This window comes from Serratia sp. 506_PEND (assembly GCF_001076875.1).
Taxonomy (GTDB): Bacteria; Pseudomonadota; Gammaproteobacteria; order Enterobacterales; family Enterobacteriaceae; genus Serratia; species Serratia marcescens.
Map to the genome: position 1 here is coordinate 1 of NZ_JVEL01000506.1, position 13124 is coordinate 13124.

General features: G+C 60.3%; 10 protein-coding genes. 4 read left to right on the forward strand and 6 right to left on the reverse strand.

Translation table 11 applies throughout. The features are described 5' to 3' along the window. Positions 1 to 158 precede the first annotated feature (158 nt). From ADK28_RS20740 to ADK28_RS20755, 4 genes are all read right to left on the reverse strand, one after another. On the reverse strand, positions 159 to 1448 hold the full coding sequence (locus ADK28_RS20740; protein WP_033639884.1) for an alginate export family protein: 1290 nt from the start codon (positions 1446 to 1448) through the stop codon (positions 159 to 161). 41 nt (positions 1449 to 1489) lie between these two features. Further along, on the reverse strand, positions 1490 to 2389 hold the full coding sequence (locus ADK28_RS20745) for a VOC family protein (RefSeq protein ID WP_033639885.1): 900 nt from the start codon (positions 2387 to 2389) through the stop codon (positions 1490 to 1492). A gap of 527 nt (positions 2390 to 2916) precedes the next feature. Continuing rightward, the gene (katG, locus tag ADK28_RS20750) at positions 2917 to 5109 is read right to left on the reverse strand and encodes a catalase/peroxidase HPI (protein WP_048796542.1); all 2193 of its coding nucleotides are present in this window, start codon (positions 5107 to 5109) and stop codon (positions 2917 to 2919) included. Between the two features lie 259 nt (positions 5110 to 5368). Continuing rightward, positions 5369 to 6793, reverse strand: coding sequence for a coniferyl aldehyde dehydrogenase (locus tag ADK28_RS20755; protein ID WP_239686271.1), 1425 nt, complete (start codon positions 6791 to 6793; stop codon positions 5369 to 5371). Between the two features lie 204 nt (positions 6794 to 6997). On the opposite strand from ADK28_RS20755, the gene ADK28_RS20760 reads away from it, so the two are divergent. Next, positions 6998 to 7828 (forward strand): alpha/beta fold hydrolase, encoded by an 831-nt coding sequence (locus tag ADK28_RS20760; protein WP_048796544.1) that lies wholly within the window; start codon positions 6998 to 7000, stop codon positions 7826 to 7828. 67 nt (positions 7829 to 7895) lie between these two features. Then, on the forward strand, positions 7896 to 8840 hold the full coding sequence (locus ADK28_RS20765) for an NAD-dependent epimerase/dehydratase family protein (RefSeq protein ID WP_016927062.1): 945 nt from the start codon (positions 7896 to 7898) through the stop codon (positions 8838 to 8840). Between the two features lie 119 nt (positions 8841 to 8959). On the opposite strand, the gene ADK28_RS20770 is transcribed toward ADK28_RS20765, so the two are convergent. Beyond that, positions 8960 to 10012, reverse strand: a complete 1053-nt coding sequence (locus ADK28_RS20770; protein ID WP_048796545.1) for a porin — start codon at positions 10010 to 10012, stop codon at positions 8960 to 8962. Positions 10013 to 10066: 54 nt separating this feature from the next. Next, positions 10067 to 10909 carry an N-acetylmuramoyl-L-alanine amidase AmiA gene (gene amiA, locus ADK28_RS20775; RefSeq protein WP_048796546.1) on the reverse strand — a complete coding sequence of 281 codons (843 nt, stop codon included), beginning with the start codon at positions 10907 to 10909 and terminating at the stop codon, positions 10067 to 10069. 334 nt (positions 10910 to 11243) lie between these two features. Between amiA and ADK28_RS20780 the strand changes: the two genes are divergently transcribed. Beyond that, entirely contained in the window at positions 11244 to 12614 is a 1371-nt protein-coding gene (locus ADK28_RS20780) for an MFS transporter (RefSeq protein ID WP_048796547.1), read from the forward strand. A 16-nt stretch (positions 12615 to 12630) separates the two neighbouring features. After that, positions 12631 to 13029, forward strand: coding sequence for a hypothetical protein (locus tag ADK28_RS20785; protein ID WP_100225590.1), 399 nt, complete (start codon positions 12631 to 12633; stop codon positions 13027 to 13029). Positions 13030 to 13124 lie beyond the last annotated feature (95 nt).

The following is a 13124-nucleotide window of genomic DNA, read 5'->3' on the forward strand; positions in this document are numbered from 1 at the left end:
GATTTATCTTTTTGCTTTTATTTAGCTTTTATCTGTGGATGGCGGCGAGTAGCCGCCATTGCCGTAACGCATAGAGGCGGCCGCACGCCGGCTGTCGTCATTAATTGAGTACGGGATTATTAAGGGCGCCCGCGTACACCGATTAACTTACCTGATACTTAAAAACTGTAGGTGCCCTGCGCCAGCACGAAGTTCATGTTTTTCAGCCCGGCATGTTGCTGCAGGCTGTTGCTGACGTCGAAGTAGACGTAGGCCACCTTGAACTGGAGATCGCTTCTCGGCGTCCAGGTGGTTTCGACCTGGTACTGGTTGCCGATAAAGCGCGAGCCTTGTTCGCTGCCTTTCACCGGGCGCATTGGCCCGAGGTAGAAGGCGTCCTCGCGGCGTTGCCGCCATAAGGCGTCCCAGCTGAAGTCGATGGCCAGGGTTTGCCACGGCGTAATCGTGACCGAAGGATGGATGGCGATCAGGTTAGCCGGCGCCACCAGCCCGTTCTCGGTCAGGTAGGGCAGCTTGGGGTACATGGCGTTAAAGGTGTTAAGCTGCCCATCGTGACCGTTTTTATCGCCGCTGGCGATGCCAATCTTGCCGCCAAAGCGCGGCTGCCAGCGCCAGTCGCTCACCGTATAGCCGGCGTGCGCCGACGCCGACCAGGCGCGGATATCACGCTGCTCTGCGCTGCCGAACTGCCAGGCGGCTTCATTATCCCAGTCGAACCCCTGCGCCGCGCCGAAAATGCGCGCGCCGACGGTATAGCGCCGCTCTTGCCCGCTGAGCTGCGCGTAGTGGGCATCGTTATCCTCAAAGCCAAAGGTGTAGAGATCGAGCGAGGATGCCAGCGGCGTCAGCGGCGTGGTGCCGTACAGCCCCCACACCTTTTGGCTGTTGTCGGTATCGTCGTCGAAACTGCCGGTTTTAAGGGTGACAGGATGGCCGATAAAGGCATCGAGGCGGTTTTTATCTTTGACCCAGCTGGCGCGGATAGCATCGAAGGAACGGCGCACGTTGGGGCCGTCGCGGGTGCCCAGCAGGTGCAGCGAGCCCAGCGCAATCTCCTGGCGGCCGACCCGCAGGGTGCCGAGGCCGTAGGCAGTGGGCAGTTTCATATCCACATAGCCCTGGCCGAGGTAGGCATGATCTTCGTCGGTCGGCTTGCGCCCGCGATCGCGCGGCGTGGCCAGCGACGATCCCACTTGCACATAGGCGCCGAAATAGTCGCCGTAGTCGAGGCGCGCGCCAACCAGCAAGCGCTGCATGAAAGTGTCGTCGCGTCCGCCATTCAGATCCCGTTGATCCGTCCATTCATAGCGCTCGCGCAGTGAACCGTCGAAAGATAAGGTGGCCGCATCGCCCAACGGGATATTTTTCCAGGGGGAAGCGGCGGGCTCCGCCGCCAGCGCGGGGAGCGTGGAAAACAGCAACAGTGCGGGTAGCGTGCGTTTCATCATGAATATCCGAAGAAAAAAGCGCGCCGCAGCGCGCCTTGGGTTTATTTAGCCGTCTGGTGAATTTCGGCGATGTAGCCGCCGGGGAAACGCACCAGCGCCGAGGCGCGGCGTTCCGCCGCCGTCGAACGCCACAGCACCTGCGCGCCGGTGGCCGTCGCTTTGGCCAGCGTGGCCTGCAGATCCTCGACGCCATAGCCGGTGCGCTCATGGCCGAACGGATAAGGCAGATGCCCATCGGTGACGAAAATGCGCGTTTTGCCAAAGCGCGAGTCCAGTTCGATCTGGCGGATTTTGCCGTTATCGTTGCGGCCGATCGCCGCATCGCTGACCTGTTCGTCGCTCACCACGTTGCCGTGCGAGAACGTCTGATAGCTTTTCAGGAAGTCATCGATGCGGTAAGCGGAGAGGTACAGGCGGTTTTCCGGCAGGCTCAGCAGCGGTTTGTAGTTGGGCGCTTTGGTGTGCCAATAGAGCTGCATGTTGACGCCGCCGGGCCACTGGATCACTGCGTCGCGCCCAATCGGATCGTCGAAGGGTTCGACCAGCACATCGGCGCCGGCGGCCCTGGCCTGCCGGATGGCGGCGTCCATATCCCTGACCAGAAAACCGTTGCGCTCGGCGCCGAACGGGTACGGGATCGGCGTTTTGAAATCGAACACCGAGAAGCTGCCGGCCGGCGTCAGTATCAGCTGGGAGTAAGTTTCGCTGGGGGTGGGCGTGACGTTGACCAGCACGCGTTCAGTACTGGTGCCGCCGAAGGTTTTCAGGATGCTGTCGACAAAGGCGTCCATCTTCCCGCGTTCGACGTAGACATGGGTGGTGTCATATTGCGGCCCCACGGCAAGAGACGCCGTATCGGCCGCCCATGATACGGCAGGGAGCAGCAGCGCAAGGGCCGATATCCTCAGCCGACGAGAAGAAATACCGATAGTATGTTGCATGTTGACCTCCAGGTAGCGGTTATTTTCCTGAGTGAAACGTCATTTCCTATGAGCTTTCCCGTCGGCTGAAAAATAAAAGCTAAAAACGCAACGTGCGCCGTGAAACATTAACGAAGGGCGAACGTCAGACGCCTGAACGAATATCGCGCAGGTGCAGATCATCTATTTTTATGGCGTAAAACGATGGGGCGGCTTTGTCGGCCAAACCCGCTGCCGCTAAGGAATGGCGATGGTCATTAGGCCCGCCTCGCCGCGTGTTGAGGTGAGTCGAGGATAATCCATAACGGTGTTCTCCTTGATGGGATATATCGTATTAGCGCGCTGAAGTTACGTTCTTCATTGCCCTCTAAATATAAATACAGCATTAAAAGAATTGCCGCCCATCAAATTTTTATATGACTTGTTGAGTAAATGCGAATAAGCGGGAAAAGAGAATATCGCAGCGCCTGACAGGGCTGACGTGGAGCGGAGGCGGTGTTGATCTCGGGAGAAAAAACGGCCCGCTGAAGCAGGCCGTTGGGGGGACGTTACGCCAGATCGAAACGATCGAGGTTCATCACTTTGTTCCAGGCGGCGACGAAGTCGTGGGCGAACTTCTCTTGCGCGTCGGCGCTGCCGTAGACTTCGGCCAGCGCGCGCAGCTGCGCGTGCGAACCGAACACCAGATCGACGCGGGTGCCGGTCCACTTGACCGCGCCGCTGCGGCGATCGCGGCCTTCGAACAGGCCGTCTTCACCGACCGGGTGCCAGGTGGTGCCCATGTCGAGCAGGTTGACGAAGAAGTCGTTGGTCAGCGCCTGCGGCCGCTGGGTGAACACGCCGTGCTGCGTGCCGCCGACGTTGGCGCCGAGCACGCGCAGCCCGCCGACCAGCACCGTCATTTCCGGCGCGGTCAGGGTCAGCAGTTGCGCCTTGTCGACCAGCAGCGTTTCGGCCGGCACGCGGTATTTGCCCTTCAGGAAGTTGCGGAAACCGTCGGCGAGCGGCTCCATCGCCTCGAAGGAGTCCACGTCGGTCTGTTCCTGCGAAGCGTCCATGCGGCCCGGCGCGAACGGCACCGTCAGGGCGAAACCGGCGTTCTTCGCCGCCTGTTCCACGCCCGCCGCGCCGGCCAGCACGATCAGATCCGCCAGCGAGACGCGCTTGCCGCCGGTCTGCGCATCGTTGAAGGCGCGTTGAATGCTCTCCAGCTTGGCCAGCGTCGCGGCGAGCTGCGCAGGTTGGTTGACCGCCCAGTCCTTTTGCGGCGCCAGGCGAATGCGCGCGCCGTTGGCGCCGCCGCGTTTGTCTGAACCGCGGAAGCTGGAAGCCGAAGCCCAGGCGGTGGAGACCAGCGCGGACACCGACAGGCCGGAAGCCAGCACGGCGTTTTTCAGCGCGGCGATGTCCTGCTCGTCGATCAGCGGATGATCGACGGCCGGGATCGGATCCTGCCAAATCAGCTCTTCCTGCGGCACTTCCGGGCCGAGGTAGCGCGCGCGCGGCCCCATGTCGCGGTGGGTCAGCTTGAACCAGGCGCGGGCGAAGGCGTCGGCCAGTTCCTCCGGGTGTTCATAGAAGCGGCGCGAAATCTTCTCGTAGGCCGGATCGAAACGCAGCGACAGATCGGTGGTCAGCATGGTCGGGCGGCGCTTCTTGTTCGGATCGAAGGCGTCGGGAATGGTTTCGCCGATGTCTTTCGCCACCCACTGGTGCGCGCCGGCCGGGCTTTGGCTCAGCTCCCATTCGTATTCGAACAGGTGGCGGAAGAAGTCGTGGTTCCACTGGGTCGGGGTGGTGGTCCAGGTGACCTCCAGGCCGCTGGTGATGGCGTCTTTGCCGACGCCGGTGCCGAAGGTGCTGTGCCAGCCGAGGCCCTGCGCTTCCAGCCCGGCCGCTTCCGGATCGGCGCCGACGTGAGACGCCGGGCCGGCGCCGTGGGTCTTGCCGAAGGTGTGGCCGCCGGCGATCAGCGCCACGGTTTCTTCGTCGTTCATCGCCATGCGGGCGAAGGTTTCACGGATGTCGCGCGCGGCGGCCACCGGATCGGGATTGCCGTCCGGGCCTTCCGGGTTGACGTAAATCAGGCCCATCTGCACCGCCGCCAGCGGGTTTTCCAGATCGCGGTCGCCCGAGTAGCGGCTGTTCGGCCCGCCGCTCAGTTCCAGCCAGATCTTCTCAGAGCCCCAGTAGACGTCGTCTGGCTCCCAGGTGTCGGCGCGGCCGCCGGCGTAGCCGAAGGTTTTGAAGCCCATCGATTCCAGCGCCACGTTGCCGGTCAGGATCAGCAGATCGGCCCAGGAGATGTTGCGGCCGTATTTCTGCTTGATTGGCCACAGCAGGCGGCGCGCCTTGTCGAGGCTGACGTTGTCCGGCCAGCTGTTGAGCGGGGCGAAGCGCTGCTGGCCTTCGCCCGCGCCGCCGCGGCCGTCGCCGATGCGGTAGGTGCCGGCGCTGTGCCAGGCCATGCGGATGAACAGGCCGCCGNGGCCGAAGTCCGCCGGCCACCATTCCTGCGAGTCGGTCATCAGGGCGTGCAGATCCTGTTTGACCGCCGCCAGATCGAGGCTGTTGAAGGCATCGGCGTAGTTGAAGTCTTTATCCATCGGATCGGACAGGGGGGAATGCTGATGCAGCGGTTTCAGGCTGAGCTGATTAGGCCACCAATCCTGATTGGTGGGGCCGTTCTGCGGTGCGGGCTGCTTGCCGCCCGAAAACGGGCATTTGCTTTCAGTTGTCATAATGCGCTCTCTGCTTCCGTAAAGATGCTCCAGCCGCCGGGCGTGGAGCGGTTAACAAGGCATGCGGGTAAGGCTTGCGTCGGGTATTGCGCTAAATAACTGAACTCAATCGATTTACGTCATCCTCGCCGCCAACGGGCAAAGGGTGACTCATGGCTAAGCTTAGTCAGCGGCGGCGGAGAGATAAAATAGGAATGAGTGAATATTGTGATAGCTTGCGGCGATTTATGGGTGTGCTATTGATAGTCAACACGCCGCGTTATCGGCGCCGCAGCATGAACGCGAGCACCGCGTCCGCCAGCTTGCCGAACGGCGCGCGCAGCAGGTCGGTAAAGCGCCAGCGGCTCTGGATGAAAACGCCCTTGGCGTGGCTCAGCGCCCGAAATCCCTCGATGCCGTGACAGGCTCCCATGCCGCTGGGGCCGATGCCGCCGAACGGCAGGTCGTCCTGAGCGAAGTGCAGCAGGGTGGCGTTGATGCTGACGTTGCCGGAGGCGGTGCGCGCCAGCAGCCGATCCTGCTGCGCGTCTGCCGGGCCAAAGTAGTACAGCGCCAGCGGGCGCGGCCCGGCGTTGATAATGTCGATCGTTTCATCAAAGGCGGCGTAGGTGCGCACCGGCAGCAGCGGCCCGAAGATCTCTTCTTGCATGATCCGGCTGTCGTCGGGGGCGCCGACGACCAGCGTGGGGGCCAGGGTTTTCGGCCGTTCAGACGCCGAGTCCGGGCGATGGCCGACCGGAATGATTTGCGCGCCCCGCGCCTGGGCATCGGCGAGCAGATCGTGCAAGCGGTGGTAGTGCCTGTCGTTGATGATGGCGCCGTAGTCGTCGCCGGTTGGCCCGTCGGGATAAAAGGTTTTGACCGCCGCGTCGTAGAGCGCCATGAAGCTTGCCAGATCGTCCTGATGGATCAGCAGGTAATCGGGCGCGATGCAGGTTTGGCCCGCGTTCGACAGCTTGCCGAACGCCACGCTCTGGACGTTTCTGGCGTTAACCGCGCCGCGCGCCATGACGGCGGGGCTTTTGCCGCCCAGTTCTAGCGTTAACGGCACCAGATGTTTGCCGGCCGCCTGCATGACCTGACGGCCGATCGCCGTGCTGCCGGTGAACACCAGATGGTCGAACGCCAGCTCGCTGAATCTGGCCCCGACGTCCGGCCCGCCGGTCACGACGGCGACCTCATCGGCGGGAAACCGCGCCGCCAGCATCGTTTCGATGAGCTGGCTGGTATGCGGCGTGAGCTCCGAAGGTTTCAGCATCACGCGGTTGCCGGCGGCCAGGGCGGTGGCCAGCGGGATGAAGGTCAACGATAAAGGGTAGTTCCACGGCGCCATGACGCCAATCACGCCCTTGGGCTGATATTGCACATAGGCGCGCGCGGCCTGATACGGCAGGGCGACGTGGCGGCGCTCCGGCTGCATGAAGCGTTTCAGGTTGCGCAGCAGGTAATCGATCGCCTGCACGGTGACCAGAATCTCCAGAATGTCGGTTTCGTAAGGCGAACGGTGGCCGAAGTCCGCGCTGACGGCCGCCGCCAGCGCGGCGCGCTGAGCCAGAATGGCGCTCCGCAAGCGGCGCAGGGCGGCCTTGCGCTGTTGCAACGTCGGCGCGCCGTCGCGCAGGAAGGCGTGGCGCAGGGCGGCAAGCCGTTGCTCCATCGTCGTGGCGGTGTCATCTCCTTGCACTTGAATACTCCTGATGCCGATCGCGTTACTGAGGGAAATACCGCTTGCCGGGCCACTATTGACCTTAAAGTGAACTTTAAACCTATACTCGTTAAACGATCAACGCAAGATCGTCGGCCAACCGGGATGAGGGAGCCAGAGATCCCGGCGCCGCGCGCAGTATAAACCTTCTTTTTTAACCATAGTGTAAATGGGAGAAACGACATGGGTTATGTAACGACCAGCGATGGCGTCGAGATTTTCTACAAGGATTGGGGCCCCAAAAACGGCAAGGTTATCTATTTCCACCACGGTTGGCCGCTGTCGAGCGATGACTGGGATGCCCAGATGCTGTTCTTCGTGAACAAAGGATTCCGCGTGGTTGCGCACGATCGCCGCGGCCACGGCCGCTCCAGCCAGGTGTGGGAAGGGCACGACATGGATCACTATGCCGATGACGTCGCCGCGGTGGTAAAACACCTCGGCGTACAGGGCGCCATGCACGTGGGCCACTCGACGGGCGGCGGCGAGGTGGTGCGCTATATCGTGCGCCACGGCGAGGACAAGGTGTCCAAAGCGGTGTTGATCAGCGCGGTGCCGCCGCTGATGGTAAAAACCGACGCCAATCCGCAGGGCACCCCAAAATCGGTATTCGATGATTTCCAGGCGCAGCTGGCCGCCAACCGGGCGCAGTTCTATTACGACGTGCCGGCCGGCCCGTTCTACGGCTATAACCGCCCGGGCGCCAAGCCGTCGGAGGCCATTATCTGGAACTGGTGGCGCCAGGGCATGATGGGTGGCGCCAAGGCGCACTATGAAGGCATCGTCGCCTTCTCGCAGACCGATTTCACCGAAGATCTCAAGAAGATCGCCATTCCGGTGCTGGTGATCCACGGCGACGACGATCAGGTGGTGCCTTATCAGGATTCCGGTGTGCTCTCGGCCAAGCTGGTGCAAAACGGCACGCTCCATACCTATAAGGGCGCGCCGCACGGCATCCCGACCACCCATGCCGATCAGGTCAACGCCGATCTGCTGGCGTTCGTGAACAGCTAAGCGCGAAAAAGCACCTTTGCTCCGCCCTGAGTGGGTGGAGCTTTTTTCATTGCGATGAGGAACGCCAATGCAAACGATCCTGGGCGCCAGTGGCCAGATCGCCCAAGAGCTGGCGCGTGAACTGAAGCGCGCGCACACCGATGATTTAAGATTGGTCAGCCGCCACCCGAAGAAGATCAACGACAGCGATACGCTGGTTGCGGCCGACCTGCTCGACGCGCAGCAGACCCTGGCGGCGGTGAAGGGCAGCGAGGTGGTGTATTTCGCCGCCGGCTTGCCGCCGGATTCGGCGCTGTGGGAGCGACAATTTCCGACCATGCTGCAGAATGCGCTGGACGCCAGCCGTACCGCGGGCGTGCCCTTTGTCTATTTCGACAATACCTATATGTATCCGCAGAACGGCGAGCCGCAGACGGAGTCGACGCCGTTCGCGCCTCGGGGGCGCAAGGGACGGGTGCGCGCTCTGATGACCGAGAAGGTGCTCGACGAGATGAAGCGCAAGCAGATCCCCGTGCTGATCGGCCGTGCGCCCGAGTTTTATGGGCCGGGGAAAACGCAGAGCTTCACCAATGCGTTGATCGTCGACAGGCTGAAAGCGGGGGAAAAACCGCGCGTGCCGGTTCGCGATGACAGGCTGCGCACGCTGATCTGGACGCCCGACGCCAGCCGCGGGTTAGCTCGGCTCGGCAATACGCCCGACGCGTTCGGCCAGACGTGGCATCTCCCGTGCTGCGACGAGCGGCTCACCTATGCGCAGTTCGCCGCGTTGGCCTGCGAGGTGTTTGGGAAGGACATTTCATATTCCGTTATCGGCAAATGGGCGTTGATCGCCGCAGGGCTGTTTTCGTCCGGGGCGCGAGAGATGCGCGAGCTGCTGCCGCGCTACGAGCACGATAACCTGTTCGACTCGACCAAGTTCAAACAGCGTTTTCCCGACTTCGCCGTCACGACGTATCGCGCCGGGCTGGAAACAATTTGGCGGGAGTGGAAGAACGCGCAAGCGCGGCGTTAAGATACTCACCGCGCCAGGGCTAGCCATAGCGCGCTACGCTGGGCTGCCGGCCCACTCGAGTCATTAAGCGAGCCTCGCCCCTCACCGGGCGGGGCTTTTTATTGGCTGCGCGAAGCGGATCACCAGTGATAGCTGATGCCCATATCGAGCTTGTCCGACGCATCGACGCCGGCCGCGTGCTGCGAAAGGTTATTGAATTCATAGTTAATAAACACCTGCATGTTGCTATTGAGCAACCAAGTCACCCCCAGCTCCTCGTAGTTCAATAAGTCGGTGTTGCGGCCTGCCCGGGCCTGTATTAAACGGGTATAGCCGATGTTGGGCTGAATATGGTCCGTCAGCCGGTATTTGACGAGCGCTTCATAACTTGACGCCGAGCCGCGGTTAGCGGTTTGTTGTGGGCTGATGGCGTTGTCGCTTTGGGTGAACACGGCCGCAAGATAGATTTTTTTCGACGCATAGAGAACCCCTTCGGCCAGCGTATCGATGCGTCGGCGATAGCCGGCGGCGTGTTGCTGCCGCTGCGTGGTTTGAGACGCCGAGGCGGCGGCGATGAGGCTGAGCGTCGGCGTCAGCGCATAACGGAACGAGGCGCCGAAGCCGTTGCCGTTTTGTTTGCCCGGCGTTTGCCGATCGTCGCCGTCTTTGAACTGATATTGCAACGCGAGGGCGGCGCGCCGCTGAAACAGGCTGAAAGTTTGGCGGTAGGTGAGCAGGTTATGCGCCCGGCCGCGCATAAAGTTATCGATGTAGTTGTACGCCATTTCCCTAAACAGCGGGGAGCGATCGGTCAGGGCGGTCACATCATAAAGTACGCCCCAGTTGCGGCCGATATCGAGGCTGCCCAGGGTGGCGTTTTGCACGCCGATATAGGCGAGCCGGGTGCTGTTTCGGCTCGCGTCGGCGAAGCTGACGGTATATTCCCAGTGGGCGTAGGCCTGCCAGCGCGGCGCGATCTTTTTTTTGCCTATCAGGCCGAAATAGAGGTAGCTGCGGTCGCCGTCGTCGCGTTCGTTTTGGCCGCTGTAGCGTCTGGCGATAATCGTGCCGTAGAAATTCAGGCTGTTTTGCTGCGATCCCGTCAACGACACGGCGAAGGCGCCACGCGGCAACAGGGCCAGCAGGGGGAACAGCATGCCCGCCGAAAAATAACGAGGATTGCGTTTTATCATGATGGCACCGTCCCTGTGCGCGGCAAGCCCGTGAGCTTGCCGCCCTGGCGAAGCTTAAGCGTGCGTTTCGCGTTTAAAGTAACTGACGATCCCCTGCGTGATGGCGGTGGCGATTTTATTTCGGAATGCAGGGGTGCCCAGCAGCCTTTCTTCCTCGGGGTTGGTGATGAACGAGGTTTCCACCAAGACGGAAGGAATATACGGAGATTTCAACACCACGAAGGCCGCCTGTTCGGTATTTTTGGCATGCAAATGATGGATGGGCGCAATATGTTGGATCAGGTGCGAGCCCAGCGTCAGGCTTTCTTTGATCGTTTCCGTTTGTTCCAAATCAAACAGTATCTTCTGCAAATAGCGATCTTTCTTGATGACGTGGGGGCCGGCGAGATCGTCCGCCGCGTTTTCACTGTTCGATAAGTATTTCGCCATCGCGCTGCTGGCGCCCTTAGTGGAAAGTGCAAAGACCGACGCGCCGCAGGCGCTGGGGCAGGTAAAACCGTCGGCGTGGATGGACATGAAAAGATCCGCGCCATGCCGGTGCGCGATCTCCACCCGATCGTATAGCGGAATAAAAACGTCGCTGTCCCGAGTCAGGCGGGCATCGATGCCGTGTCGATCGAGCTGCGCCCGCATATTTCTGGCGATCGCCAGAACGACATGTTTTTCCAGCGAACCGGTGTGGCCAATGGCGCCGGAGTCGATGCCGCCATGACCGGGATCCAACATGACCAGGAATCTTTTTCGCGCCCCCTGAGGGCCGTTCTGCTTTTTGGGACGTGGCAGGCCGTGGGCGTGAGCCAGCGGGGAAACAGCGCCGTTCAGCGCCAGGGCCGCCAACCCTGCCAACATCATTCTGCGGCGAGATAACCGGGTGTTCAAAAGGTCCGTCTTAGCCATAAGGTTAACCAGCATAAAAGGAAAGGGTGTTTTTGTTATAACATAACAATTTTACGCGCCGGCGGGGTTGTCTGTTAGCGGCTGTTACTTTTAATGTCATTCCTTAAATTCACTGGTTTTTTATACTGCATTTATTTTGTTTATTGAATGTTTGTATTGATATTAATTTGTTTTGCATTTGTTAATTCTTATTTTGACACACTATGTAATCTAATATTTCAAATGAGATTTATTCTCTTCTTAAATTGATATGTTATAACGTAAATATTAAAACGGATAAAAAGCGGGGTCTTTGCCGCCGGCATGAAGCTACTCACGTTTTTGGAGCGTTAACATGACTTTTAAACACCAGGAAAAAGAGACACTAAATATATTCGCCGTTCTCGCGGTCTCGTTAAGCACGGTCATCGCCATGCTCGACAGTACCATCGCCAACGTGGCATTGCCGGTGATCGCCAAAGATTTCGGCGTTTCCGAATCGGCCTCCATCATGATTATTAATGCCTACCAGTTTGCCGTTGTCGCCTCTTTGATGCCCTTCGCGGCGCTGGGCCGCGCGGTGGGCAATAAAAAGATCTTTATAGCCGGGGTGGTGCTGTTCGCTTTTTCATCCTTGGGCTGCGCGCTGTCCACGACGCTGTCGATGCTGACGGCATTCAGGGTGATACAGGGCTTCGGTGCGGCGGCGGTGCTCAGCGTCAATGCGGCGCTAATCAAGGAGATATACCCGGAAAGGCTGCTGGGGCGCGGCCTGGGGATCAATGTGATGGTGGTGTCGGTTTCCGCCGCCGCCGGGCCGTCCATCGCCTCGGCGATACTTTCTCAGACGAGCTGGAACTGGCTGTTTACCATCAATGTTCCCATCGCCTGCCTGTCGCTGCTGCTGAGCCTGATCTTCCTGGCCCCCCGCGAGCGGCGCAGCGTTGGATTCGACAGCGGGGGGGCTCTGTTGGTGTTTGTGCTGTTTATCGCTTTCTCGCTCAGCACGATGAGCATGACCACCCACCATCTGCCGGCGGCGGCGCTCAGCTTTGCGGTATTCGCCGGGCTGGCCGGGTGGCTGTACATCAATCAGAAAAGAAAGGCCAACGCCGCGCTGATCCCGATCGCGATGCTGCATAACCCGACGCTGTCATTGTCTTTGCTGATGTCGATGCTGTCTTACAGCACCCAGCTTTTGGCTTTTGTATCGCTGCCTTTCTATTTCCACAATGTCCTGCAAAGAAACGTGGTGGACATCGGTCTGCTGCTGACCGCCTGGCCGCTGGCCACCATGGCGTCTTCGCTAATTTCCGGCGATTTGGCCAAGAAATACGATCCCAATCTTGTTGCCCTCTCGGGCCTCGCCTGTCTGCTGGCAGGCATGCTGCTGATGGCCAATTTGCCGAGCGATCCGTCGAATGGGGCGATCGTATGGCGTGTGGCGCTGTGCGGCATCGGTTTCGGCCTGTTTCAATCACCGAACAACCTGCTGATCATGACCTCGGTCTCGCACGAAAACAGCAGCATCGCCAGCGGCCTGTTGGGCAGCTCCCGGTTGATCGGGCAAATCATCGGTTCGGCGTTAGTGGCGATTTTCTTCAATATGCGCGGCGCGCAAGCGACGACTATCAGTTTAATGGCGGGGGCGGCATTCTCGTTCCTTTCTCTGGTCGTGAGCTATATGCGCTTCAAGTCCGCCGTTACGTTAAAAACCAGCAAATAGAAGCACGAGGTTTCCCATGCGATTTATCCCATTAGTGCCGTTGGTTATCGGGATGGCGGCGTTTTCCCTTGCCGGTTGCACGACCTACCACGACGTGGCATTGCAACAAAAAGAGGCGGGGCTCAATAGCCCATATTACCTGCTGCAGCCGCCGGTCTATGTCGGCGACCAGTTGAAATATGGCCTGAAGGACGGCAGCGGCGGCGAGCTGAAGGTGGCGAAGGTGGAACCTAAAGACATCGTCGCCGACAGCGGAAAAATCATTCCCCTGGCAGAGCTTTCTTTCCTGCAACGAAAAGACCTTTCCACGGGAAAAACCGCCGCGTTGGTTGGCGGCGGCGCGGTAGCCACCACGGCAATCGTCTTTGTGGCCGGGATAACCATTATGGCAGCAGGCATCGCCGCGTCGGCCTAATACAGCCCATCGACGCGCGCCGCCGAGCGTGCGCGCAGGAGGCACCATGTGCGTAACAGTGAAATTTATCGCCACCGCGCTGCTGGCCCTATTTG

Coding starts and splice junctions, on each gene's coding strand:
- ADK28_RS20740 (WP_033639884.1), bottom strand. CDS start 1,448: ATGATGAAACGCACGCTACCCGCACTGTTGCTGTTTTCCACGCTCCCC.
- ADK28_RS20745 (WP_033639885.1), bottom strand. CDS start 2,389: ATGCAACATACTATCGGTATTTCTTCTCGTCGGCTGAGGATATCGGCC.
- ADK28_RS20785 (WP_100225590.1), top strand. CDS start 12,631: ATGCGATTTATCCCATTAGTGCCGTTGGTTATCGGGATGGCGGCGTTT.
- ADK28_RS20765 (WP_016927062.1), top strand. CDS start 7,896: ATGCAAACGATCCTGGGCGCCAGTGGCCAGATCGCCCAAGAGCTGGCG.
- ADK28_RS20760 (WP_048796544.1), top strand. CDS start 6,998: ATGGGTTATGTAACGACCAGCGATGGCGTCGAGATTTTCTACAAGGAT.
- amiA (WP_048796546.1), bottom strand. CDS start 10,909: ATGGCTAAGACGGACCTTTTGAACACCCGGTTATCTCGCCGCAGAATG.
- ADK28_RS20770 (WP_048796545.1), bottom strand. CDS start 10,012: ATGATAAAACGCAATCCTCGTTATTTTTCGGCGGGCATGCTGTTCCCC.
- ADK28_RS20780 (WP_048796547.1), top strand. CDS start 11,244: ATGACTTTTAAACACCAGGAAAAAGAGACACTAAATATATTCGCCGTT.